At 48.1% G+C, this 26,162-nt stretch carries 20 protein-coding genes and 1 pseudogene; 13 read left to right on the top strand and 8 right to left on the bottom strand.

The genetic code is table 11. The features are described from left to right. Positions 1-170: 170 nt before the first annotated feature. The 4 genes from dnaX to htpG all read left to right on the top strand — a co-directional run bounded on the left by dnaX (position 171) and on the right by htpG (position 5,340). A complete protein-coding gene (dnaX, locus tag SPM24T3_RS19010) occupies positions 171-2,114 on the top strand; it encodes a DNA polymerase III subunit gamma/tau (protein ID WP_009638433.1) in 1,944 nt (647 codons plus the stop codon). Positions 2,115-2,169: 55 nt separating this feature from the next. After that, entirely contained in the window at positions 2,170-2,499 is a 330-nt protein-coding gene (locus SPM24T3_RS19015) for a YbaB/EbfC family nucleoid-associated protein (RefSeq protein WP_009638434.1), read from the top strand. Further along, positions 2,499-3,104: a recombination mediator RecR gene (gene recR / locus SPM24T3_RS19020; protein WP_009638435.1), complete on the top strand. Its 606-nt coding sequence runs from the start codon at positions 2,499-2,501 to the stop codon at positions 3,102-3,104. The genes SPM24T3_RS19015 and recR overlap by 1 nt, the downstream gene beginning before the upstream one ends. A gap of 367 nt (positions 3,105-3,471) precedes the next feature. Continuing rightward, on the top strand, positions 3,472-5,340 hold the full coding sequence (gene htpG / locus SPM24T3_RS19025) for a molecular chaperone HtpG (protein ID WP_009638436.1): 1,869 nt from the start codon (positions 3,472-3,474) through the stop codon (positions 5,338-5,340). 66 nt (positions 5,341-5,406) lie between these two features. Here htpG and SPM24T3_RS19030 read toward each other — a convergent pair whose 3' ends face one another. Next, positions 5,407-6,279, bottom strand: coding sequence for a LysR substrate-binding domain-containing protein (locus SPM24T3_RS19030; protein ID WP_009638437.1), 873 nt, complete (start codon positions 6,277-6,279; stop codon positions 5,407-5,409). Between the two features lie 204 nt (positions 6,280-6,483). On the opposite strand from SPM24T3_RS19030, the gene SPM24T3_RS19035 reads away from it, so the two are divergent. From SPM24T3_RS19035 to SPM24T3_RS19065, 7 genes are all read left to right on the top strand, one after another. Beyond that, on the top strand, positions 6,484-7,194 hold the full coding sequence (locus SPM24T3_RS19035; protein ID WP_009638438.1) for a hypothetical protein: 711 nt from the start codon (positions 6,484-6,486) through the stop codon (positions 7,192-7,194). A gap of 12 nt (positions 7,195-7,206) precedes the next feature. Then, positions 7,207-7,605, top strand: a complete 399-nt coding sequence (locus tag SPM24T3_RS19040; protein WP_009638439.1) for an NUDIX domain-containing protein — start codon at positions 7,207-7,209, stop codon at positions 7,603-7,605. Then, entirely contained in the window at positions 7,605-8,483 is an 879-nt protein-coding gene (locus tag SPM24T3_RS19045) for a DUF6024 family protein (protein ID WP_009638440.1), read from the top strand. The genes SPM24T3_RS19040 and SPM24T3_RS19045 overlap by 1 nt, the downstream gene beginning before the upstream one ends. Further along, entirely contained in the window at positions 8,480-9,367 is an 888-nt protein-coding gene (locus tag SPM24T3_RS19050) for a DMT family transporter (RefSeq protein WP_009638441.1), read from the top strand. The genes SPM24T3_RS19045 and SPM24T3_RS19050 overlap by 4 nt, the downstream gene beginning before the upstream one ends. A 113-nt stretch (positions 9,368-9,480) precedes the next feature. Beyond that, positions 9,481-10,125, top strand: a complete 645-nt coding sequence (gene adk / locus SPM24T3_RS19055) for an adenylate kinase (RefSeq protein ID WP_009638442.1) — start codon at positions 9,481-9,483, stop codon at positions 10,123-10,125. A gap of 214 nt (positions 10,126-10,339) precedes the next feature. Beyond that, positions 10,340-11,302: a ferrochelatase gene (gene hemH / locus SPM24T3_RS19060; RefSeq protein ID WP_009638443.1), complete on the top strand. Its 963-nt coding sequence runs from the start codon at positions 10,340-10,342 to the stop codon at positions 11,300-11,302. A gap of 117 nt (positions 11,303-11,419) precedes the next feature. After that, positions 11,420-12,733, top strand: a complete 1,314-nt coding sequence (locus tag SPM24T3_RS19065; protein WP_009638444.1) for an inosine/guanosine kinase — start codon at positions 11,420-11,422, stop codon at positions 12,731-12,733. A gap of 492 nt (positions 12,734-13,225) precedes the next feature. Here SPM24T3_RS19065 and ybaL read toward each other — a convergent pair whose 3' ends face one another. Continuing rightward, positions 13,226-14,908 (bottom strand): YbaL family putative K(+) efflux transporter, encoded by a 1,683-nt coding sequence (ybaL, locus tag SPM24T3_RS19070; protein WP_009638445.1) that lies wholly within the window; start codon positions 14,906-14,908, stop codon positions 13,226-13,228. Between the two features lie 152 nt (positions 14,909-15,060). Beyond that, positions 15,061-16,083, bottom strand: coding sequence for a hypothetical protein (locus SPM24T3_RS25595; protein ID WP_237713119.1), 1,023 nt, complete (start codon positions 16,081-16,083; stop codon positions 15,061-15,063). Here SPM24T3_RS25595 and SPM24T3_RS25970 point away from each other — a divergent pair. Further along, positions 16,061-16,372 carry a hypothetical protein gene (locus SPM24T3_RS25970; protein ID WP_237713120.1) on the top strand — a complete coding sequence of 104 codons (312 nt, stop codon included), beginning with the start codon at positions 16,061-16,063 and terminating at the stop codon, positions 16,370-16,372. The two genes, SPM24T3_RS25595 and SPM24T3_RS25970, sit on opposite strands and share 23 nt — an antisense overlap. A gap of 469 nt (positions 16,373-16,841) precedes the next feature. Here SPM24T3_RS25970 and SPM24T3_RS19085 read toward each other — a convergent pair whose 3' ends face one another. The 4 genes and pseudogenes from SPM24T3_RS19085 to copA form a co-directional block, all read right to left on the bottom strand. Further along, positions 16,842-18,059 (bottom strand): MFS transporter, encoded by a 1,218-nt coding sequence (locus SPM24T3_RS19085; protein ID WP_037379179.1) that lies wholly within the window; start codon positions 18,057-18,059, stop codon positions 16,842-16,844. Between the two features lie 38 nt (positions 18,060-18,097). After that, positions 18,098-18,577, bottom strand: a complete 480-nt coding sequence (gene ybaK / locus SPM24T3_RS19090) for a Cys-tRNA(Pro)/Cys-tRNA(Cys) deacylase YbaK (RefSeq protein ID WP_009638449.1) — start codon at positions 18,575-18,577, stop codon at positions 18,098-18,100. A gap of 299 nt (positions 18,578-18,876) precedes the next feature. Beyond that, positions 18,877-19,686 carry a TraB/GumN family protein gene (locus tag SPM24T3_RS19095; protein ID WP_009638450.1) on the bottom strand — a complete coding sequence of 270 codons (810 nt, stop codon included), beginning with the start codon at positions 19,684-19,686 and terminating at the stop codon, positions 18,877-18,879. A gap of 96 nt (positions 19,687-19,782) precedes the next feature. Then, a pseudogene (gene copA, locus SPM24T3_RS19100) lies at positions 19,783-22,334 on the bottom strand (copper-exporting P-type ATPase CopA). A gap of 107 nt (positions 22,335-22,441) precedes the next feature. Here copA and cueR point away from each other — a divergent pair. Beyond that, on the top strand, positions 22,442-22,840 hold the full coding sequence (cueR, locus tag SPM24T3_RS19105; protein WP_009638451.1) for a Cu(I)-responsive transcriptional regulator: 399 nt from the start codon (positions 22,442-22,444) through the stop codon (positions 22,838-22,840). Between the two features lie 166 nt (positions 22,841-23,006). Here cueR and SPM24T3_RS19110 read toward each other — a convergent pair whose 3' ends face one another. Further along, positions 23,007-26,039, bottom strand: a complete 3,033-nt coding sequence (locus SPM24T3_RS19110; protein ID WP_009638453.1) for a hypothetical protein — start codon at positions 26,037-26,039, stop codon at positions 23,007-23,009. Between the last annotated feature and the right edge of the window lie 123 nt (positions 26,040-26,162).

The raw sequence follows: 26,162 nt of genomic DNA on the forward strand, positions 1-26,162 counted from the left end.
TGCCTTTACTTACCCCAGTCACTGACTTATGTCGCTTCTGGGGATGCGCGCAGGTGCCGCCTACCTGTAACTCGAATGCCTTTAGATTTACTCGTTTGTTCTAGCCCTCGCTCGTGCGGGCGAGGCTGTGATAACATAACGCTACAGACCCCTCGACTTCTCCGGTATTAATGAGCTATCAGGTTCTTGCCCGTAAGTGGCGCCCCCAAACTTTCACTGACGTTGTTGGTCAGGAACATGTGCTGACGGCACTGGCTAATGGCCTGTCGCTGGGGCGGATCCATCACGCCTATCTTTTCTCTGGTACTCGTGGCGTGGGTAAAACTTCCATTGCCCGCCTGTTGGCCAAAGGCCTGAACTGCGAAACCGGCATTACTTCTACGCCGTGCGGCGTTTGCGATAACTGCCGTGAAATCGAGCAAGGGCGCTTTGTTGACCTGATCGAGATAGACGCCGCCTCGCGAACCAAAGTCGAAGATACCCGTGAATTGCTCGACAATGTGCAGTACGCCCCGGCTCGTGGGCGTTTCAAAGTTTATCTGATTGACGAAGTGCACATGCTTTCGCGCCACAGCTTTAACGCGCTGTTGAAAACGCTTGAAGAACCGCCTTCGCACGTCAAATTCCTGCTGGCAACCACCGATCCGCAAAAGCTGCCGGTGACAATTCTGTCGCGCTGTCTGCAATTTCATCTTAAGGCGCTGGACGTCGAACAGATCCGCAAACAGCTTGATAAGGTGTTGAACGCCGAGCAGATCACCAGTGAAGCGCGAGCACTGCAATTGCTGGCCCGTGCTGCCGATGGCAGTATGCGCGATGCGCTGAGTCTGACCGATCAGGCGATCGCCATGGGGCAGGGGCAGGTTACTACCGAAACCGTATCGCAGATGCTCGGAACGCTCGACGACGAGCAGCCGCTGGCGATTCTTGAAGCACTGGTCAGTGCAGATGGCGCAACGGTAATGGCGCAGGTTGAACACGCTGCTTCACGGGGTGTTGACTGGGAAACCTTGCTGGTGGAAACGCTGGCACTGCTGCACCGCATCGCCATGGTTCAGCTTTTGCCGTCGGTTCTCGACAACCATTACGCTTCAATTGAACAACGTTTGCGTGAGTTGGCGCGAGTTATTCCGCCAACCGACGTGCAGCTGTATTATCAAACTTTGCTGATTGGCCGCAAAGAGCTGCCGTTTGCGCCAGACAAACGCATGGGGGTCGAAATGACTCTGCTGCGCGCGCTGGCTTTTCATCCAAAAGTGTTGATCGCAGAACCGGAAATCACTACACCACGCGCGTCCGCTGCGCAACAGCAGCCAGTGCAAAACAGCGCGCCGCCGTCCGCCGTAGCGCCGTCTCGCCATGCTCCGCCACAGTCAGAAGCTGCCATCCCGGATTCCACCGCGCAGCTGCTACAGGCGCGAACACAGCTACATCGGCAGCAGGGAAGCTCTTCCCCAAAAAAAGCTGAGCCGGCCGCGCCTGGAAAAGCGCAGCCGGCAAATACGGTGCTGGAGCGACTGGCTTCAGTTACCGAGCGTTCGCTAGAGCGCAAGGGCGCGACTGCTCAGAAGAAAGCACCGGCAGTACCGGTCAAGGAAGAAGCCTATCGCTGGAAAACGGTTAACGAGCCGGAGGCTGCGCCTGAACCTGTTGCGACTCCCAAGGCTCTGCGCGCCGCGTTAGAACATGAAAAATCGCCTGAGCTGGCCTCGCGTCTGGCTGAGGAAGCCATTGAACGCGACGAGTGGGCGGCGATTATCCAGCAGCTGACTATTCCGAAACTGGTTCAGCAATTAGCGCTTAACGCTTTCCTTGAACGCCCTGATTCGGCTACCCTCTGTCTACATTTGCGTTCGGCGCAGCGTCATTTAAACTCGCCGACGGCACATAAAACGTTGGCAGACGCACTGGCAGCGCTTTATGAGCAACAAATTACGCTAAGCGTGGTTGAAGACGACAATCTGGCGACCCGCACGCCGCTGGAATGGCGGCAGGCAATTTATGAAGAAAAACTGGCGCAGGCGCGTCAGTCGATTATCGCGGATAATAATATCCAGACTCTGCGTCGTTTCTTTGATGCCGAGCTGGACGAAGAAAGTATTCGCCCCATTTAACCGCCGCAGTAGGAGCATGGTGCACATACGCGGCCCGACGCAAAGAGAGAAGATTATGTTTGGAAAAGGCGGCATTGGTAACCTGATGAAACAGGCCCAGCAAATGCAGGAAAAAATGCAGCAGGCACAAGCTGAGATAGCGACCATTGAAGTTACCGGCGAATCTGGCGCAGGTCTGGTTAAAATTACTATCAACGGAGCGCACAACGTTCGTCGCGTTGAGATCGATCCAAGCCTGTTTGAAGATGACAAAGACATGCTGGAAGACCTGATCGCTGCAGCATTCAACGATGCGGCTCGTCGTATCGATGAAACGCAGAAAGAGAAAATGGCAGCAGTTTCTGGCGGCATGCAGTTGCCACCGGGCTTTAAGATGCCATTCTGATGCAAACCAGCCCACTCCTTGAATCATTAATGGAGGCGTTACGCTGCCTGCCGGGCGTTGGTCCGAAGTCAGCGCAACGTATGGCATTCCAGCTGCTGCAGCGCGATCGCAGTGGCGGAATGCGGCTGGCGCAGTCTCTGACCCGGGCAATGTCCGAAATTGGCCACTGTGCCGATTGCCGGACCTTTACCGAGCAGGATATTTGCACCATTTGTGCCAACCCAAGGCGCAAGGAAAATGGTCAGATTTGTGTGGTAGAAAGTCCGGCGGACATTCACGCTATCGAGCAAACTGGTCAGTTTTCAGGGCGTTATTTTGTGCTGATGGGGCATTTATCCCCGCTGGACGGCATTGGTCCTGATGACATTGGTTTGGGCAGGCTTGAACAACGTCTTGAAAGCGAAAGCATTCAGGAAGTGATCCTCGCGACTAACCCGACAGTCGAAGGGGACGCGACCGCAAACTATATCGCCGAAATGTGTGGTCAGTACGGCGTTGTTGCCAGCCGCATCGCTCATGGTGTGCCGGTCGGCGGAGAGTTGGAGATGGTCGACGGCACTACGCTAGCCCACTCTCTTGCTGGGCGTCATCTGTTTAAGTATTGATCCGTCGTCGTATTTAAAGCTGTAGCTGCGTTGGCTTCACTCGCTTACCCCGGTCACTGACTTCAGTCAGCTCTCGGGGCTAAACTTACTTGCCGCCTTGCTACAGCAGCAACTACTTAGACGGTCTGTTTTTTAAACCCGACCCAGTGCCGACAATACGTTCTGTTTTTTAAATCCCTCCTACTGTTCAAAGCATTTAACTAGCTGGCCTATTCGATTCTTAAATAATCAAATAGCGCTTGTTTTTATCTTTCCTTGTCCTTTCCTCTTGAATATTTCCCTTTAGCACCCCATTTCATTCTCAGTCTGTTTTGAACACAGTTTCGTTTTAACCACTCAAACGGTTTGATTGAGGTATTTGATGAGTATGAAAGGACAAGAGACCCGCGGATTCCAGTCGGAAGTAAAACAGTTACTCCACCTGATGATCCACTCGCTATATTCGAATAAAGAAATTTTCTTGCGTGAGTTGATCTCCAACGCCTCGGATGCGGCGGACAAACTGCGTTTCTGCGCGCTGTCAAAACCTGATCTCTATGAAGGCGACGCCGATCTTCACGTCCGCCTGGCGTTTGACAAAGAAAAACGTACCCTGACACTCAGCGATAACGGCATCGGCATGACCCGCGACGAGGTGATTGATAATCTCGGGACTATCGCCAAATCAGGCACCAAGGCTTTCCTGCAGTCCGTAGGCTCCGAGCAGGCCAAGGATAGCCAACTGATTGGTCAGTTCGGCGTGGGCTTCTATTCAGCGTTTATCGTGGCTGATAAAGTCACCGTTCGGACCCGTGCAGCAGGCGTAAGCGCCTCAGAGGGCGTATTCTGGGAATCTGCCGGTGAAGGCGAATACACTCTGGCAGATATCGAGAAAGCCGATCGCGGCACTGAAATCACCCTGCATCTGCGCGAAGATCAGGACGAGTTTCTGGATGACTGGCGTGTGCGTTCGATCATCAGCAAATATTCCGACCACATTGCGCTGCCGGTTGAAATTGAAACCCGCAACGAAGAAGACGACACCACTACCTGGGACCAAATCAACAAGGCTCAAGCCCTGTGGACCCGCAGTCGCTCTGAAGTCACCGACGAAGAATACACTGAGTTTTACAAGCATATCTCCCATGATTTCAGCGATCCGCTGAGCTGGAGCCACAACCGCGTCGAGGGTAAGCAAGAATATACCAGCCTGCTGTATATTCCTTCGCAGGCGCCGTGGGACATGTGGAACCGTGACCACAAGCATGGCCTGAAACTGTACGTGCAGCGCGTCTTTATCATGGACGAAGCCGAGCAGTTTATGCCGAACTACCTGCGCTTTGTGCGCGGCCTGATAGATTCCAACGATCTTCCGCTGAACGTTTCGCGTGAAATTCTGCAAGATAGCCGCGTAACCCAGAATCTGCGCAGTGCCCTGAGCAAGCGCGCCTTGCAAATGCTGGAAAAACTGGCCAAAGACGACGCAGAAAAATATCTACAGTTCTGGAAACAGTTTGGTCTGGTATTGAAAGAAGGCCCTGCAGAAGACAGCAGCAACAAAGAAACCATTGCCAAACTGCTGCGCTTTGCCAGCACTCGTAACGACTCTTCCGAGCAAACACTGTCTCTGGAAGATTACGTTGCCAGCATGGTGGAAGGTCAGGACAAGATTTATTACATCACTGCCGACAGCTATGCTGCAGCCAAGAACAGCCCGCACCTTGAGTTATTCCGTAAAAAGGGTATCGAGGTTCTGCTGCTTTCCGACCGCATTGATGAATGGATGATGAGCTATCTGACTGAATTCGATGGTAAGTCGTTGCAGTCTGTCAGCAAAGCCGACGAGTCTCTGGACAAGCTGGCCGATGAGAAGAGTGAAGAGCAGCAAGATGCTGACAAGGCACTTGAGCCATTCGTCGAGCGCGTGAAAACGCTGTTGGGAGATCGCGTCAAAGAAGTCCGCCTGACGCACCGTTTGACCGATACTCCGGCAATTGTCACCACCGGTGCCGATGAAATGAGCACGCAGATGGCCAAGCTCTTTGCCGCAGCGGGTCAGGATGCGCCAGAGGTGAAATACATCTTCGAACTGAACCCTGAACACGCGCTGGTTAAACGTGCCGCTGATGAAATTCAGGAAGATCAGTTCTCTGAATGGGTAGAGCTGTTGCTCGATCAGGCACTGTTCGCCGAGCGCGGTACGCTGGAAGATCCTAACCAGTTTATTCGCCGCATGAATACCCTGCTGCAGGCTTAAAGTCTTCTTTCAGGCAGTTATTAAGGCAGGCGTTGATTAGCGCCTGCCAACATCAGAGGCCAGTCGCTAACCCCGGCTGGCCTCTTCTAATAACCAGTGTCGAAACAATGTTATCTCACGTTCATGGCTGCGCACACGCTTAACCAGCATATAAGTGGCTCTGTCGACCTCGGTGAAGCCTAGCGGTGCAATCAAACTCCCTTCCTGAATTTCTTTTTTCACCAAAATCTGCGGCGTCATAATAATCCCTAAACCGTTTTTAGCGGCCTGGATTGCTAACGTAAGATTGTCGAAATGCTTACCGGAAATAAAGTCTCCCCGTGTATTGGTTTTACGCGCCCATTCCTGCCAGGCATTGATTTTAGTATCAGCATGCAGCAGCGGTTGGGTCGTAAAATCGGTCTCATAAGTGAAGCGGTGGCGAAATTCTGGCGAACACACCGGGCCGATATAATCGACAGTAATAAGCGTCGCTTCAATTTCCTCTGGCAATAATGTTTCATTACTTTTGATTAAAATATCAGTCCTCTCATCCTGAACATTTTCAATGTTTACATGGGTCTGAAAGGTGAGGGCAATATTTTCATGCAGCTGTGAGAAACGATTGATTCGCGGAATTAACCACTGTGACAAAAAACTTGGTGCACAGGAAATAATAAGGCTGTTTTCTTCTCGAGTTTTAATTTCTTTGCAGGTCGCCTCTATATTTCTAAATACCTGTTCGCAGCATTTTTTTAATGTCTCGCCATCCTGAGTTAAATAAACCCGTCCGGCAGTACGTTTAAATAAAGGCGTGCCTAACCAGGTTTCCAGATTCTTTATTTGGTGGCTGATTGCGCTGTGGGTGACATTCAAAGATTCTGCTGCTGCGCTGAAGCTTTCGAACATCGCGGCTTGTTTAAAGTAGTGCAATGCGCGCAGTGAAGGGAGATCTGACATAGCGCCACCTTGTTAGTTAATTTCAACTCGTCTGTCTGTTTATATCATTTTCTAAGCTAAAAAAAACCCTTTAGTCTCGACCTTGTCCCGACACGAAGCGCCAGGATGGCGAAGTTAATCTCCAGGTTGGCGTGGCGGGACAACCTTACACAGCAGCCATGAGTGCCTTGCACCCGAGTATCCCAGTAAATATTAAGGATCAATATGAAAAATACTTACGTAAAAACTCAACTTGTGATGTTTACCGGTGGTCGTGACAGTACCTTAGCAGCCTGTTATCTGATGTTACAGGGTATACCGGTTCACCTGTATTCAGCGAACAGCGGATGTTCCCTACATCGTGGCATTCTTTCTCATCGTGTTGATGAACTTAAAACCCGTTTTGGGGATTTGGTAGTAGAACACACAGTCGAAGATATTAGTGGAACCTTCCGTAGCATCGCTATCGAAAATATCGAAGGCGATATTTTAAAGTATAGAAAGAATTTAGTATTGCTTGGCGAAAAATTAGCAATTCACGCACATCTAATTGATTTCTGTCGCCGTCATGACATTGACGTCATCAATGACGGGATCACCCATTATCAGCAAGAGTTCCCTGAGCAACGTCAGGTTGCCAAAGATTATCTCGTCGATTTAATGAAAGAGTTTGGTATTCAATATCACTCACCAATATATGAATTTGCCCAGTCATCCGATGATGTGAAATATCGCCTGCTACAACTGGGTATTTCTACCAAGTCACTGGAAGGCGTGAGTATTTTTGGCGACAGTTTCTCTACTCCGAGTGACGATACCATTATGGCCTACCTGCGTGAAAAAACGCCGTTGGCTCTGAACATCGTCAAATTCCTGTCTGGTGAATCCCTGAGCCTGGCGAAAAAAGTTGCCACCTCTCCTGCTGAAGCTGCCTGAGTGGAGCCTGTGATGAAAACCATCATCAAGTGTTCGGCCATTATTATCCGTAACCGTTCGCTGCTGTTGACGCGCAAAGAAGGCACGGACGTGTTCATCTCCCCGGGCGGTAAGCCGTTGCAGGGGGAGGACCATCTGTCCTGCCTGCGTCGCGAGCTCAAGGAGGAGCTCAACGTTGAAGCGGCGGAGATTAAGCCTTTTGGCCTGTTTCACGGCATCGCCGAGTTTGAATCCGTGGCGATAGAAAATCACGTGTATCAGGTTGAGGTCGTGGGCCAACCGGTAGCCAGCTCTGAAATCGCCGAGATTGCCTGGGTTAACTACCGCAAGCCTCCTTGCGAAGTCGGTGTCGGTTCTGTGTTTCGCGACAACGTCTTGCCACTGCTTTATCAGAAGGAGTTAATCGACTAATGGACCCTTCAGCATTGTCACCCCAACTCCAGATGCAGCACGGTGGTGGACACTTTTACAAGAAAGTGAACCAGTTACGTGAAGCAGTCAGGGAGAGACTTACCGAGGTTTACCGTCTCGAGCAGTATGATGTGTTTATGGTCCAGTCGGTCAGCGTCGGGTTGGCGATGCTGTCCCACTTGCTACATAAGCAGAATATTTCTTTGAGCCTGGCAAACCATCAGCATTATGAGCCGATCGATATGCTATTTCGGCCTTTTGTTGCCGAAGGTACGGAAAACAGCGGCGTACAGATTGTCACTCACGTCAATCCCTACACCGGCCAATTGAACAGTCTGCCAAGGTCGCAAAACCGTTTTGTTGTCGATGCGTCGCACAGTTTTGCTACCAATATGCACGATGACTTGATCGAACACGGCTCGCTGTTTTTGGCACCGCTGCACAAGCACGCCTCGGTGGCAGTTGGACTGACGCTTATTGCTGTGCGCCCGGAAGACTACAGCATGCTGCTGCGAAGCGAGCTGCGTTTGTTCGAGCACTCTACGGTCTCGGAAGCGCCATTGGAAAGGGCGCTGGAAACGATTAATGCGCCAGGATGGCAGCCGTTTAACGTTGCCAGTGTCGATCCCATCGATATCTGGTTGCCTGACGGCCAGCATTTGCAGTCTTTGGGTGAACCAGGATTGCCTTTCAGCTGCTTCCACGTGCCGTCATTTACCGAGCAGCAGCGTCAGACCACCAAAGAGCTTAACGGCAGTTATTTTGAACACAGTAATACCCTTCGCCTGTCCCGCTGGACGCGCGGACAGAATGGACGTCCGGTCAACTGTACCGGTAGCGTTTTTGAAGATATTTCAAAACTATGGAATATAAGATGAGTAAATCAAGCGCAGTTAACGGCAACCTGATCGGCATTCTAGGTGGCGTCATTCTCAGTTCAGATTCGGTGTTTATCCGTTTGATGGCAGTGGAAGACTCCTGGCTTATTGTGGTTTTACGTGGATTATTGATGTGGGCGGTAGTCTTTGCCATCTGGCTATTGGTGCCGAAAAGCCGTTCGGTGCTGGGTGTGCCGTGGATTACTCGCCAAAATCTGCTGTCGGTGCTGTTTTTTTGCGCTTCATCGGCCTGCTTCGTGAATGCGCTTAACCGCGGCAATATTGCGACGGTATTAGTGATTATTTCTTCGACGCCGTTTGTTTCCGCCATCATCTCACGGCTGTTTTTCAGTACTAAAATCGATCGTTCTTTGATGGTTGCGGCAGTGATTGGCATGCTCGGCGTGGTGATTGTCATGTCAGGGCGACAGGCGGGCGTTGATGGAACAGCGAACTACTTCGCATTGGCAACCGCGGTATTTATGGCATTGGCCTTTATTTTCGCCTCACGGGTCGAAAACGGAACTCTGGCTTTGCCATCGTTGGGCGGCGTGCTGGCGTCAGTGATTGTGCCAATGTTCGCCGGGGCAGGGATGGTTTCGACACTTAGTGAGCTGCACGCGCAGCAGTGGTTGTGGCTGGTTATTGAAGGGGCGATGATTATGCCGTTGGCAATGGGGCTGATTTCCTTGTCAACACGCTACGTTGCACCGGCCAACGCAGGTCTGTTTTTATTGCTCGAAACGGCGCTGGCCCCGCTGTGGATCTATCTGTTCTTGCATGAAGCTCCCACTGCAAATGCAGTGATTGGCGGCTGTATCATCATTGTTGCTGTTGTCTCACAAACCTTGCAGGCGAAAAAACAGGCAGCCATCGCTTTGTAGTTATTCTTAAATAGCTAACTAGCCGTCCCCCTTTCTTGAGGAAGGGGGCGCAGAATGGTATGGTTGACCGTTTTCGACTTTTAATAAAATTACAATGCAAGGGGATTTACGCAATGCGTATCATTCTGCTGGGCGCTCCGGGCGCAGGTAAGGGTACTCAGGCTCAATTCATCATGGAGAATTACGGTATTCCGCAAATCTCTACTGGTGATATGTTGCGCGCAGCTGTTAAGGCCGGAAGTGATCTTGGCAAGAAAGCTAAAGAGATTATGGACGCCGGTAAACTGGTTACCGACGAACTGGTTATTGCCCTGGTTAAAGAACGTATTACTCAGGAAGATTGCCGTAACGGTTTCCTGCTGGATGGTTTCCCACGCACCATTCCACAGGCAGACGCCATGAAAGAAGCTGGCATCAGCGTTGATTTCGTTTTGGAATTTGACGTTCCTGATGAACTGATCGTTGACCGTATCGTTGGCCGTCGCGTTCACGCACCATCGGGTCGCGTTTACCACATTAAATTTAACCCACCTAAGGTTGAAGGCAAAGACGACGCCACTGGCGAAGAGTTGACTACCCGTAAAGACGATCAGGAAGAAACTGTTCGTAAACGTCTGGTGGAATACCACGAGCTGACCGAGCCGCTGGTTTCTTACTACGGTAAAGAAGCCGAAGCCGGTAACACCAAATATGTTAAAATTGACGGCACCAAGAAAGTGAGCGAAGTTCGCGAAGAACTGGCTGCTATTCTGGGCTAATTGCCGTGAAGTGAATTAACGTTATCAGGGCGGCTTCGGTCGCCTTGGTTTTACCTGCAACTCCCCCGTTTCCCCCTCATAAATCGCATTGATTGTTAATCCCATTTGCTGTTATCGGTTCCGATTTGCCTGAGTTTGGTTACAATAAGGGCGCATTCAGACAGGTCATTTGCCCTGTGTTAAAAAATTAGTAATATTATTTAGGGAATTCAGCATGATGCAGACGAAATTCGGTGTGTTACTGGTTAACCTGGGAACCCCGGAGGCTCCAACCACGGCGGCGGTAAAACGTTTTCTGGCTGAGTTTTTAAGTGATATTCGCGTGGTTGATACCAATCGGCTGATCTGGTGGCCTATTTTGCAAGGCGTGATCCTGCCTTTCCGCTCCCCTCGCGTGGCCAAGCTTTATAAATCCGTGTGGATGGATGAAGGCTCACCTTTGATGGTTTACAGCCTGCGTCAGCAAAAAGCACTCGCCGCGCGTTTCCCTGACACACCGGTCGAACTGGCGATGAGTTACGGTAAACCCAGCCTGGAAGACGGCATTGGTCGCCTGTTGGAACAGGGTGTGACCAAAATGGTCGTTCTGCCGATGTATCCACAGTATTCCTGCTCGACCAGCGCTTCAGTGTTTGACGGCGTCGCGCGCGTATTGAAAGAACAGCGCCGTTTGCCATCGGTAAGCTTTATCCGCGATTACGCCGAACATCCGGCCTATATTTCGGCACTTAAGGCCAGCATTCTGGAATCTTTCGCCAAACACGGCGAGCCGGATAGACTGGTTCTGTCTTTCCACGGCATTCCAAAACGTTTCGTCGCACTGGGTGATGACTATCAGCAGCGTTGCCAGGCTACCACTCAGGCGCTGACTACCGCGCTGCAACTGGCTCCCGGTAAAATCATGTTGACCTTCCAGTCACGTTTTGGTCGTGAGCCTTGGCTGACGCCATACACCGATGCCACCATGGAAAGCCTGCCGGGCCAGGGCGTGAAACATATTCAGATTGTGTGCCCGGGCTTCTCTGCCGACTGCCTGGAAACCATCGAGGAAATAAACGGAGAAAACCGTGAACTATTCCTTCACGCAGGTGGTGAGAAGTTTGAATACATCGAAGCATTAAACGATCGCGACGATCACATCGATATGCTGCAACAGCTGGTGTCGCAACACTTCTAATACCGCAAGACCCCTGTTTTGGCTGGTGCCGGTCGCCAGCCCAAATAATAACTGCCCTATATCAATTGTTCTCCTGTGATAACATCCCCGCATGTTTCACTGCCTAAACCAAATCCCATGAAATTTCCCGGTAAACGTAAGTCAAAACACTATTTTCCCGTAAGCGCGCGCGATCCATTGCTGCGTGATTCAATGCTGCTTAACGCCCAGCCTGATGCGAGCGCCTCTTATATTGTCGGGATTGATCAGACTTTGGTGGATATCGAGGCCAAGGTCGATGACGAGGTTATCGCTCGCTATGGACTGGTCGCCGGGCAGTCGAGCCTGATTGACGACGAGCGGGCCGAGCTGCTTTATCAAGAATTAACCAGTCAGACGTTGATTACTCACGAGTTTGCCGGAGGCACTATCGGCAATACTCTGCACAACTATTCAGTGTTGGCCGATGACCGTTCGGTGCTGCTCGGCGTGATGTGTAGCAACATTAAAATTGGCAGCTATGCCTATCGCTATCTGTGTAATACCTCCAGCCGCACCGATCTGGATTATCTACAGGGGGTAGATGGCGCGATTGGCCGCTGTTTTACGCTAATTAACGAAAGCGGCGAGCGCACTTTTGCCATCAGCCCCGGACAGATGAACCAGCTGCGGGCAGAAAGTATTCCCGAAGAGGTGATAGCCGGAGCTTCGGCGCTGGTACTGACTTCTTACCTGCTGCGTGGGGAAGCCGAAGATCCGATGCCCGATGCAACCCGTCAGGCGATCGCTTATGCCAAAAAATATAACGTGCCAGTGGTATTAACCCTCGGTACACAGTACGTGATCGCCGAAGATCCGCAGGCATGGCGCGATTTTATCCGTGAAAACGTGACTATTCTGGCAATGAATGAGGACGAAGCTTTTGCCCTTACCGGCCTCAGCGATCCTTTGATGGCGACCAATCAGGCGCTGGAATGGGCCGATCTGGTGTTATGTACTGCAGGACCGAGTGGCCTCTACATGGGCAGCTATACCGAGGACGCCAACAAACGAGCCACCAACCATCCGTTGCTGCCCGGCGCGATTGCCGAGTTCAATCAATATGAATTCAGCCGCGCGATGCGCCGTGAGAACTGCACCCAACCTCTGCGCATTTTCTCTCACATCGCTCCTTATATGGGCGGTCCCGAGAAAATAATGAATACCAACGGGGCGGGGGACGGCGCGCTTTCCGCACTGCTACACGATATTGCAGCCAATGGTTTTCACCGTTCCTCAGTGCCAAACTCCAGCAAACATGCCCTTGAATACCTGACTTATTCTTCGCTGGCGCAGGTCTGCAAATACGCTAATCGAGTCAGTTATCAAGTATTGAACCAGCATTCCCCGCGACTAATGCGAGGCCTGCCGGAGCGAGAGGACAGTCTTGAAGAGTCCTACTGGGAAAGATAAATCCTCGTCGCCCTGCACACCGTAACGGCGTTATTCGGCCCATCCATAGGCCTCACCCCTACGGGGCCGCCGCAAGCTGCGTTTAAATCTGCTCCCGGCAGATTTATGGCTTCTTTCGCGCACCCGAATCACTGACGAGTGTCAGCTCATCGGGATTTGCTCGATTGCCGCCTTGCTACGATGCGCATGGCTTAGAGGATTACGTTTAATTGGCCCCTGCACACCGTAACGGCGTTGGCTTCTTTCGCGCACCCGAATCACTGACTAATGTCAGCTCATCGGGATTTGCTCAATTGCCGCCTTGCTACGATGCGCATGGCTTAGAGGATTACGTTTAATTTGCCCCTGCACACCGTAACGGCGTTGGCTTCTTTCGCGCACCCAAATCACTGACGAGTGTCAGCTCATCGGGATTTGCTCGATTGCCGCCTTGCTACGATGCGCATGGCTTAGAGGATTACGTGTAATTGGCCCCTGCGCACCGTAACGGCGTTATTCGGCCCAGGGATTAATGGAAATATCTTTCCCTAAGTTAATTGAGTTGAGCATATTGTTGGCAATTTCGCGCTCGCCCATCACGACTTTATCTGCGCCGCGAGCCATGATGTAGGAGACTTCATCATCGTAGTGGGCGCGGGCAATAATCTCGATGGTGGGGCGCTTGGCACGGGCGGAGGCGATGATTTCACCTGATTCGTAGCCGTTTGGAATGGTCAGCAGCAGCCAGCGCGCGCAGTCGAGGCCTGCCAGTTCCATGATTTCTTGATTCGCCGCGTTGCCCAATACCGCACTGATGCCTTGCTCACGCAGGGCTTCAACCCTTGGACGCGAGTTTTCAATCACCACTAGCGGAACACCTTGCTCAATAAGCTTGGCGCCGAGCAGGCTTCCCACTCGTCCATAGCCAACAATTAAAACGTGATCGCAAAACGTAACCTGTGTCTGGGCCTCGTCTTCAATTACCTCCTCCAGGCTCTGATCTTCAATAATCTCGGTCTTGATTAGGTAACTTTCCAGCAGAGAAAAAAGCAGTGGATTCAGCATGATCGACAAGATAGACCCTGCGAGTACCAAATTACGCGCGTGTTCGGTGAGCATGCCGAAAGAAATCCCGAGTCCTGCCAGAATAAACGCGAACTCGCCGATTTGTGCCAGACTGACGGAAATCGTTAACGCAGTGCGCTGCGAGTGGCCAAACATTCTGACCAGTGCGAAGGCGGCGGCAGATTTTCCAAACAGAATAATCGCCAGAGTTGCCAGGACGGCAAGCGGCTCATGAATCAGAATCATTGGGTCAAACAACATGCCGACCGACACAAAAAACAGCACGGCAAATGCATCGCGCAACGGCAGAGTATCGTGCGCCGCACGCTGGCTAAGCTCCGAGCCGTTAAGCACCATTCCTGCAAAGAAAGCCCCCAGTGCAAATGAGGCATCAAAAAACTCTACCGCTCCAAAAGCTATGCCAAGAGCCAGAGCCAGCACCGCCAAAGTGAATAACTCGCGTGAACCTGTGGCGGCTGACTTTGCCAGAATCCACGGGACTAAACGGCGACCGACCACAATCATCAATATAATGAAGGCGATAACTTTACCCAGGGTGATAGCTAACTCAGTGAGCAAATTTCCTGCGCTAACTTCCTGACTACCCATCATATTGCTGATAGCAGGCAGCAGAACCAGCGTTAACACCATTGCCAGGTCTTCGACAATCAGCCAGCCGATGGCGATTTGCCCTCGTTGACTATCAATTAACTGCCGTTCCTCTAGCGCGCGTAGCAAGACCACGGTGCTGGCGGTCGACAGACTTAACCCGAACACCAGCCCGCTGGTCAGGTTCCAGCCCATTAAATGCGAAAGCCCCATGCCGAGTATGGTAGCCACGGTAATCTGTAAAATGGCTCCCGGAATGGCAATCGATTTAACTGCCAGTAAATCTTTCAGAGAAAAATGCAGCCCCACACCGAACATCAGCAAAATGATACCAATCTCTGCCAGCTCGGGAGCCAGTGAGGTATCGGCAACGAATCCGGGGGTGAAAGGGCCAGCCAACACGCCAGCGGCAAGATAACCGACCAGCGGCGAAATACGCAAACGATTCGCCAGCATGCCCAGCAAAAAAGCGAGAACGAGTCCGCCTACGATGGTGGTAATCAGGGGGGTAGAATTATGCATCAAGATTCCCTCTCGTTATGCACGCAACAGCGTAAATCTGGTAGTACTGAGTTTAAGTTATTAACTAGCCAATGTGTAAGAAAATGTTTATTTTATTGGCATAAATGCGACAAAAGAGAGGGTTAACTGATGAAGCGTTCATTAATGTTGCATTAGCTTTTAAATGGCTTATAAAACACGGCATTCCGTTTAATTATGAAAATTTTACACATAATGAAAACGAAAGATATAAAACTCAGAAATGCTCCCAGACCATACAATAATTCGAATGCGGCTGATCTTTTAACTTCAACCCGATTGTCGCCTTTTGACGCATTATAATAAAGATAACCATCAATGATATTTCTCTTACCATCAAGGGTCACGGAGTTGTAGGCCATAACCGGGATAATGCATTTTCCATCAATTTTACTGTTAAATTCAAACACGGGCATGCCGTGGGTGTTTCTTTTTTCTGTGAAATCGATCTGTGTTTCACTGTTTTGGCTATCTAGGCAAATTATTTTACCTTCCGGTAAAACAATTTTTTTGGCGCTAGTTAAAGCGTAATCACTAAAAATAGTCGAGCCATAATTGTCTTTAGTTATGTTATACGAGCTGGTTTTTTCGACTGACATCCAGGTAGTCATCAGGCTGGTCAAAAACAGGCATGTTAAAAGATGTTTATTGGTTACTTTACTGCTTTCGGCTATCTGGACCAAAACAAGTAACAGCAAATAAGGCACGAGTCTCCAGGCAAACTGTAGCAGACTTAATTCTTGCAGAAATTTTGGCAAAAATGAATAGTTAGCTCCGCTAATGACTATAAATGTTAAAACTAATAGGATAAGAAAATTTAATTTTTTAAAGTTATTGTATAGCGCCAGTAATAGCAGCAAGAAAATAGGCCAGCCAACACCTAAAGACATGTCCCTTAAACTGCCTGTTTTTATTTTTTCACCCGAGACGAGATCGTAAAGACTTAAGCTTTTTTCGCTCATCGTTGGAAAAAAATTAAAGCTAATCAAGTTAAAGCTCTGCCCATGCAAAGAATAAAATAGTGGCAGAATATAGAATGCGCTTAGTAAAAAACAGACAGTAAAACCCTTAATAAAGAATGGGATAGATTCTTTTCTAAAAGCTGCGAAGACCAGCGCTACTATAGCGCAAGCTATGAATGATGGTATGTTTGACAAGAGAATGCCGGCACTGGCTACCCCCATTACGAGGAAAGACTTGGGTTCTGTTCTTTTGAGTAAACTGCAGATGAATAGTGGTGCGAAACAAATAGCTAAAGATTCAGGTATCGCTCCTCGGATAAAAATATTATCAACCATGTATATTGAGCATGAGAACATTAATGACAAGGAGAGTGATTTATCTCGGATAATACCTAAACTATTAAAGGAAAAAAATGAAATTAGAGTTGAAAACATTAAAATTACTAATGATGTAAGTTTGAGTGTATTGTTTAAGTTGTCTTGAATATATTGAAAGAACGACATGATAAAGTTAGCAAGTGGCGGGTAAAATATATTCCATGAATAGCCAGGGTAGTGATGATAATTGAAATCAAAATAAGGTGGGAACTGCCCCTGCCTGAGTTCTCCAACGGTAGATAATGTTCTTGAAATATGAGCGCCTAAATCCCATGATATCCAGGAAATTGAGTGAAACAATGGCATCCATGACATGTATATACAAAGAAAATATAAAGCAATAACGGGTAATAACCTCAAGTGATCTTCTCCTAAATAAAAAAATCAATCTATTAAAACTAATTTATATTTTTAAATAGATGTCGTGTGGAAAAGTATCTAAACTTTGGACTGATAATTTAGCGTAATTTCTTTTTTACGCTAAGTCCAGATAGGAAATAACCCTCGTATTTAAGAGGGCTACCCGTCAGTCAGTATATGCACTAGTAATTTTACTATAGCACTTAATCTGGTAATTAATTTGCTTTATGTTCTATATTTGGGAGGAAGGCCGTGAATATTCCCAGCAGTGGCAGGAAAGCACAAATTTGGTAAACCAACTCGATGCTGGTTTTGTCGGCAACATAGCCCAAAATGGCTGCGCCTAATCCACCCATGCCAAAGGCAAGTCCAAAGAACAAACCAGAAACCATGCCGACTTTTCCCGGGATCAGTTCCTGCGCATAAACCAGAATTGCGGAAAATGCCGAGGCCAGAATTAAACCGATGATGATGCTTAGTGTGCTGGTCCAAAACAGATTGGCATGTGGCAGTAAGAGGGTAAAAGGCGCGACGCCGAGGATTGATACCCAGATAACATATTTACGCCCAATCTTGTCGCCAATCGGCCCGCCAAGAATTGTGCCTGCCGCTACAGCCAGCAGGAAGGCAAACAGATGGAACTGTGCGTTCTGAATCGACACGCCAAATTTGTGGATCAGGTAGAAAGTGTAATAGCTGCTCAGGCTGGTCAGATAAAAATATTTAGAGAATACCAGCATCAATAAAATACCTAACGAAAGCATGACGGTGCGTTTCGGCAGGTGACTCACTGCTATTGGGGCCGGGCCGCGTTTTTTTGCCAACTGCTGCTGATGGCTATACCAGCGGCTGACTTGCAATAGCACAACCATACCCAGCAGTGCAGCCAGAGCAAACCAGGCGACATTGCCTTTGCCATAAGGAGCAATAATAATCGCGGCAAGCAGTGGGCCTAGCGCGCTACCAAAGTTGCCGCCAACCTGGAACAGGGATTGGGCTAATCCATGACGACCACCGGAGGCCATTCGTGCAACGCGTGAGGACTCTGGGTGGAACACTGAGGATCCGGTTCCGACCAGCGCGGCCGCAATCAAGATTACGCCATAGGTTTGTGCGATAGCCAGCAACAATAGACCGGCCAGAGTAAAGCCCATGCCCACGGGGAGCGAGTAAGGTTTAGGATGCTTGTCGGTATAATGGCCAATCAGTGGCTGTAATAGTGAAGCCGTAATTTGATAGGTCAGGGTAATAATGCCGATCTGCGTAAAGCTGAGGGTAAACTCTTTTTGCAGCAGCGGGTAGATCGCCAAAATCAGTGACTGCAGCATGTCGTTAATAAGGTGAGAAGCGCTAATAGCCGTCAGCACCTTATAAGCGGTGCCCTTCAATGCGCTCTCCTTGCTCTGAGTTTGAGGTTCTGTTCTATCGGTCATAATTTTTATTTTCGTTTAGGTAAGAGGAGAGGGCAGATTTAATCGCGTTTTGCTATATCCGCAAAGCGACCATTGAGTAAGCGGCTGAGATCGCCTGCCTCCAGCTCGAGATCGAGCCCACGTTTGCCACCCGAGACAAAAATAGTCGCAAATTGCTCGGCTGAACTATCGATAACTGTCGGCAGCAGTTTCTTCTGGCCCAACGGACTGATACCACCAACCAGATAACCCGTCACGCGCTGCGCCAGCTGAGGATCGGCCATATCAGCTTTCTTGGCTCCCAGCGCTTTGGCTACTTTTTTAAGATCGAGTTGAGTTGCAACCGGTGTCACGGCAACGGCAAGATTTTTGGCTTCGCCATTAAGGGCAACCAGGAGTGTTTTATAGACTTGCGCAGCATCCAGCCCCAGTTTTTTTACCGCTTCATCACCGAAATTTGTTTCATCGCTGCTGTGTTCATAGGGGTGAAGGGTAAACTTGATCTTATTTTTTTCTAAAAGCTTAACGGCAGGCGTCATTTTCATTTCCATTTAATGAAGTCGGCTCTATAGGTGAACTAACCTGAGAAGCCAAAAAATAATCACGTGGCACAATGTTTTGAAACATAAGAACAAAGTATGAAACTTGCTCGTGTAGTGCGAAATTTAATCAGATTGAGAGTTGCCAGACGCCGCACTCGTTGCTAACCTACGCGCGCCGGCATGGATTCCTCAAGAACTCCATGCTGCCGCGATAATTAATAAAAATGAAATTCCTCTTTGACTGGCCAATAGAAATATTGGCCATTTTTTTTACTAAATTAAAGAGGGGGGATGGTTTAATTTTTATTATTTAATAGGTTAGGGAGGTTCCCTTCACCATAAAGATGTAAAGCGCCTACGGCTACAACATAATTCCCAGCAGGCATGTTCTCTAGCTGCTGCTTCCAGCGTTGATTACGCTGATGCATCAGCACATCATACAGCGCGTTGCCAAAAGTTGAGGGCAACTGGTCAATTCCAACCGATGGGCGACTGTCGAGCCACCAGCTGATCATGGTTTGTAATAATCTTGCATTAGTGTGCCAGTGGGTCAGGGTGTCATCAAGCAGGCTGCGCCCATCTTCAGGCAATTGTTTTAGCAATTCGAGCTGTTGATCTGCCCCTTCTAGCTCAATGACTTTCTTATCCTGCGCTTTGGCCCAATTCAGCAGTTGAAAATCAATGCCATATTCCCCACGCAGCCCCAGGCGTTGAGCCTGCGTGGCCTGTAGCATCAGGGCAATCTGCCAGCAGGGTAAACGGCTTAACGACCAAAGAGGGGTGCCGAGTTCTTCGCATAATTGCTCGATTTCCCGATACTGCTGTTCATCGATACGCTCACTTAACGGGGCTAGATCCTCAGGTTCTCCAAAAGGAGATTCACTGCTGCTGATATCTGCCTCAACAATCAGCGCATCCGCTTGAGTAACTTTACGGGTCAATTGACGAGGTAGGGGGGCCATATTTTGCGTGCCCATATGGATACTGCCTACCAGATGGAAATTGCGTCCACCGGAAAGCGCGATATCAATCGCCGGATAAGAATATTGCGTGGGGGATAGCAGGCCGGTCCAGCGAGCTACTTGAATTAATAGATCCCGTATCATGTGTGGTCTCCCTGTTCCAATTGCTTTTCATGCTAGCGCCAACCAGCAATTGGTAACAGGGGTAAAACTCTTGAAGGGCTATTTATTTGTTATCAATTACTTTTTAACTGCCGAGACATTTCCTGGTTTGAAATGCAACAGGCGGTTAGCGTTAGCGACAACGGTAATTGAAGACAGCGCCATAGCTGCTCCGGCGACAATAGGGCTCAGTAATGTTCCTGTCAGCGGGAACAGTACTCCGGCAGCAATGGGAATGCCGATGATGTTATAGATAAATGCGCCGAGCAGGTTCTGTTTCATATTACGCAGTGTGCCTTTTGACAAAGCCAGCGCATCGGCAACGCCGTGCAGGCTAGGGCGCATCAGGGTAATCGCAGCGGTTTCAATCGCTACATCGCTGCCGCCGCCCATGGCAATCCCCACGTCGGACTGAGCTAGCGCAGGGGCATCGTTGATACCATCGCCAATCATTGCCACCTTCTCGCCCCGTGCCTGCAAGGCTTTAATCGCTTCGGCTTTTCCATCAGGTCGCACACCGGCTATTACGTCGCCAATACCCGCCAGTTTCGCTATTGCATTCGCCGTGACCGGATTATCACCCGTTAACATAACCAGCTTGAAACCTTGCTGATGCAGCCTCTGTAGTGCCTCGATACTGTCTTCGCGCAGCGAATCGCGGATTGAAAAAAGCGCGACTATTTTGCCATTGGCCGCCAATAACACGGGAGTGAAGCCTTCCGCTGATTGCCTGGCGAGCAGCGTATCGACCTCAGTACAGTCCACCTGCTGTTGCTCAAGCAAGTCGCGATTGCCCAACAATAGCGTAGTTGTATCAGTATTTCCGCTGACGCCAAGACCGCCAAGCGTGCGGAAGTTTTCAACATTGACTGTTGGCAGCCCGGCAGCTTTCTCGGATATTGCCTGTGCCAGCGGATGATGAGAACCTTGTTCCAGTGAAGCAGCCCAGCTTAAGGCCTGATTTACATCGGTTTGATTAAATAGCTGAATATCAACGACCTGCGGCTTACCTTCAGTCAACGTTCCAGTTTTATCAAACACCAGAGTGGTCAGCGTGCTGGCCCTTTGCAGTGCATCGGCATCTTTTACCAAAACGCCAAATTCTGCGGCTCTACCGACACCTGCGGTTATTGACATCGGCGTGGCTAGCCCCAGCGCACAAGGGCAGGCGATAATCAATACCGTAGTCACGATGACCAGCGTGTACATAAGCTGAGGTTGTGGCCCAAAAAAATACCAGATAGCGCCACTAAATAGGGCAATCAGCACGACTGCCGGGACGAACACTGCCGAGATTCTGTCTGCCAATTTACCTATTTCGGGTTTACTGCTTTGTGCTTCGCGCACCAGCTTGATAATGCGCGACAGTTGAGTCTGACCGCCAATTGCCATCGCAGTAAACTGCACGCTGCCGTCTTTGACTTGTGTACCGGCGCTAATTTTTTCGCCTCGAGTACGGTATTGTGCAATGGGCTCACCCGTCAGCATCGCCTCATCCATCCAGGCTTCACCCTGATGAATTTCACCGTCGACCGGCACCCGATCTCCAGTTGTGAGGCGCAGAAGCATGCCCTGTTTTACCTCGGCCAGAGGCACAGTCTGCTCTCCCTGCTCAGTGATAACGCGCGCCGTGGGCGGGGTTAGGTCCAGTAAACGCTCAAGCGCCCTGGAAGATCGCTGACGTCCGCGTTGCTCAAGTGCGTGACCAAGGTTGATGAGGCCAATAATCATTACGCTAGCTTCAAAATATAAATGCCGCGCCTGCATCGGGAACGCGTCTGGCCATAACGAGACAAGAAATGAAAAGATCCATGCCGCGCCAGTGCCCAGGGAAACCAGTGTGTCCATGTTGGCGCTGCCGTGCATCAGGCTTTTCCAGGCGCTGCGATAAAAATGACCGCCGGCGACGATCATAATCACCAGTGTCAAAATGCCAACGATAAGCCAGCCTGTTTGGTTACCGGCGTTCACCATCATGTTGCCGCCAAATAACCCCCATGCCATCAGCGGGATGCCTGCCGCCAGACCCAATGCCGCCTGCCAGCTAAAGCGGATCATGCTGCTGCGAGCAGTTTGCTGCTGACGTTCTCGGCGTAGGGTTTCATCAATGATGATTTCTGCGCCGTAACCTGCTTTTTCAACAGCGGCTATCAACGCCTGGGCGTCGTTGGCGCCCTGAACCAGTGCGCTGCGTTCAGCCAAATTAACCCTGGCTCGTTTAACGCCGCTTACGCCTTCTAAAGCACGCTGTACCTTGTTGACACAGCTGGCGCAGCTCATACCGCTAAGCAGGAGCTGCACGCTATGTTCTTCCATTGAAGGAGGTCTAGCTGCTTCCGATGCCGGAAAATTAGGGATTGCCGCTGACTGAGGTTCCGGCAAGGAAATTTCAGATGGAGTCAGCGGCTCAATTTTGGGGATGATTCATCCGCCAGCAACTCGGCGTGATATCCCGCGTTTTCGACCGCATCAAGTAAACTCTGGTTACTGACATTACCGGTCACGATCGCTTTATCAATTGTCACTTCAACAACGTGTGCTCCACTTACCGCTTCCAGCGCTTTACGTGTTGAAGCCACGCAGTGTCCGCAAGACAACCCTTCCAGGGTCAATACAGTCGTGTTTGTCATAATGGATCCTCTGGGCAATTTGTGCCCTGTTAAACATCAAAAGATGGTCAATTTCTACTCGTGATATAGAATAAACCTTCCAGCAAGGGGAAGGTCAAGGAGCAAAAATGAACATTAGCGATGCGGCAAAAAAAACCGGTTTAACCAGTAAAGCGATTCGTTTTTATGAGGAAAAAGGCTTGGTGACAGCCCCCATGCGCAGTGAAAATGGCTACCGCAGCTATGCACCTAAGCAAATTGAAGAACTTACTTTACTGCGTCAGGCTCGCCAGGTCGGCTTCAACCTTGAGGAGTGCCAGGAATTGGTCGCGCTATTCAATAATCCGCAGCGACACAGTGCCGATGTAAAAGCGCGAACGCTAGAAAAAGCGGCTGAAATTGGAAGACACATCGAAGAACTAACAGATATGCGCCAGAGATTACTGGCGCTTGCAGACTCTTGCCCTGGTGATGAGGGAGCCTTTTGCCCAATCATTGATAATTTGAGTGGATGCTGCAAAAAGTAATGCTAATTTCGCTGCTTAAGGTCTATTAAATGAAAATTTCACATGTTTTTTTATCCAAATTGTTGAATTTATGGGGGGGCTAGCATTCTTGCAGTTGTTAATCCATGATTTTTAACGATGCCAAAGCCCTTGATGACATGAATTTTATTAAGGTGCAATTCGATTGCTAGATTTGTAAAATCCATAATTCTGTTTCTGAAGATTCTTGCTCACTACTAAATTCCTGTTCCACCTGTCGCAAGGTGAGTGTGTCGCTATTTTCGGGTAACTGGAAATAGCTGAAGGGAATAGGGTAGTGAGTGTTTTTTTGGATAAGGGAAACAACGTCAGGTAGAACATCTTCAGGAACGATTATGCTTTTTATCTCTTCGGGTGAAATTATATTTGATCGTGCGTTTGGAAGGTTTTGGTGATTTCTATCCATGATTATTATCAATGGGATGTGGATTTCGTCTTTATTTAGTCTTTCAGAGCCTACTATTCCCTGGTTAAATCGGCTAATTAATCCATTTGACTCGCTAATAAGGGGCGTTAATTCAATATCAGGTGCTAAATCGTTTTTATTAATTAAAGGATGATGCCCATCACTGATGGCCTCAAGTTCTTGATTGCGGGCAGTCTCTAATTCCGGGCTCCATAAAGCATCATTTTCGGCTTGCATGAATGCTTGATAAATATAGCTAATATTTGCGCTGGTTAATGTTTCTTGAGAATGATTGACTTTCGGAGCACTAAACTGAGTTATTGTGATTGAAGTGCCATTGATAATCAGCCCGCGAAGGTCAGTGCCTATAAACTCTAAATTGCTATCTATCAGCAAGTTACCGTCAGTTTCTAATTTGGATAAAAGTGTTTGGGAAGAGTTGCCATCATTCGTTGAACAATTGGTTATCCATTGACTTAAAGCTGTCTTTCCCCATAGATTACTGCCGATATTATAAAATGAATTGGGAAACCATTGGTTAATTATTTCTGAATTGCTAATTAATGCGAAATTTTGATTTTTGTCTTTTTTAAGCTTGCTAGCCCGTTTTACTAGTAACCTTTCGGATATTCTCCTTTTGGCTGCGATTTTCTCAAAGAGTAGAGTAGTATCATGAGGCAATCGTTTAGAAGCATAATTATCGATAAAGGGTAGGTCTATATCAACACCTATATCTAGTTTATTAACTGTTGGTTTCTTCTTCCCTAAAATTTCATTGATTCCTTTGCTAATTCTTTTTTTAACTTCAGGGGGGATCATATCATCCGATATTTTTATCTGAGGTAATGACTTTAGTACCTTGCTTAACGCCCAACCAATTCCCTCACTGCTCAAGGCAAGAAGAGCATCAACTAGAAATTCTTGTACTTTTTGTGGACGATCGGCTGTAGCAGACTGAATTAATTTAGGAATGATGGTACTGACAGAGGTAATAGCCAAACTGGTTATCACATGACTAAGTTTAGCGACGGCAAAATGAGATGAGCCACCCAACGATAATGGAATTGAGGCGATAGCAATTGAGGTGCCAATCGAGTCCATGGTTTCAAATATTGAGTTCCAATAAATTTCCGAGTCAGATAAGGCCAAATAATCCATGTCGGACTGAAGATTTTCAATAAATTTATTATAATGTAATTCACTGAGTCTTTCAGAAGCACCAAACGTTAGTCTCGGAGTATTTCTGACTGTGTCGCCTGCTTCAACCACTAACTTTCTATTTACTTTAACCTTTTCTAATAATGAGCCCATTGGTTGATAATTTTCTTGATCTTCTAAAGATAAATGACTGGCTAAAAATGAGTCAAAGTCTTCTCTAATTAAAAAAGAAACAGCATTTCCATTAGCTACAATATTATAAACACGCTGGTCAGTCGTAGAAAAGAGTAATCCCTTTGTTTCTATTTGTTGATCGTAAGAGGTGGTGATTATTTTTTCCGATGTTGGGATTAAAAATAAATTTCCAACGGCCTTGTTTTGCCAATAAACAGCACGAGGTTTTATTTTATTTTCTAAATAATTCTCAAGATAAGAGATTTCTTTTGAATAAAATATCGGCTTATTTGTTCTTATATGATTATAAACTCTGGCCTTCCACGCGATATCGAAATATTTTATCAGGTATTCTTTTATTTCTGGTTGTTTTAGGTGATTATTGAGTTCTTCAAAATATTCTTTTTGTATATCCGTGTTTTTGAATTTCTCTGCCATTGCTGGGGAAATATCCTCTGGCCACTCAAACTCTAAGTTAATGCCTTCATAAGTTCCACGCCGGTACTCTTTAGTTAGTATTTCAATTAATGTATGACTTTTAACTCTTTTAGATATATTCATCGAGGTATCAATTCTCCTCGCAGGCAGTCGAGTTTTTATTGCCAAATTGCTGTTAATAGAATTGTGGTCTCCACCTTCCTCTATAACAATTCTTTTAATTCGATCATTTATCCATGTTCCAAGATGAAGAACAGGGTGATCCAAGGCAGATAAGGATTTAGAGAATTCACTTACGGCCATATTGATGGCCTTATTAGCTACTAGATCAATGTTGGTTTTATTATTTTCTGAATTAAAAAGATCATTAATGATAGACGTTGTATTTTGAGTGGGAAGGGGAGCGGCAACAGAGGATCTCGTAACTTCTGAAGATGGTAAAGCTGTATTTATTCTACTTTTACCCTTTTTAGATTTTCTGGCTGGAAGTAGGTGATGTGGTAACTCAAAAAAACTCATCGACAGTATGGGCTTTGCCTCGGCTCCGTTAAATAATGCAGCCGGTCCCGTACTATGTGCTACTACACTTCTCACTGACTTTCCGAAGGATGTGATGGTACGATCAACATGCTGCAGTAAACCTTCGTGCGTTTCCTGAATAATGCCTGCTAAATTATGCGTTACTCCAACTATATGCGTTGCTCCAACTATATGCGTTGATCCAACTATGTCATTAGTTTCATTTTTCGTTAGAGGTGTCAGAGTGTTATGTAAATTAAACGTATTTGAAGACGGGGGTTTAATGTTATTTCTTATTGCTCTATGATTGCTTGCGAAATCTAAACCCATTGCACCTTGAGTATAAAGTAATAGCATTGCCTGTGCCCAGGGATCTGTTCTGAATTTTAACGCAGGATATTCAATGTTTGCAGGATTGTATTTTTGTTCTTTTTTGGCGTTAAATATTTCAGAGGACATGTTTTTATTAATGTACGAAACAGGCATGACTTTTTTCCTATTATAAAATCCGTTTAACTTTTCTATACAGAGCTGTTTTCGCGGACTTTATAAAGGGTCGGAAGCCAATGTGTCAAATAATTAAGAGTTTAGATGCAATGATTTTAAAAG

The organism is Serratia sp. M24T3, assembly GCF_000257645.1.
Lineage (GTDB): Bacteria > Pseudomonadota > Gammaproteobacteria > Enterobacterales > Enterobacteriaceae > Rouxiella.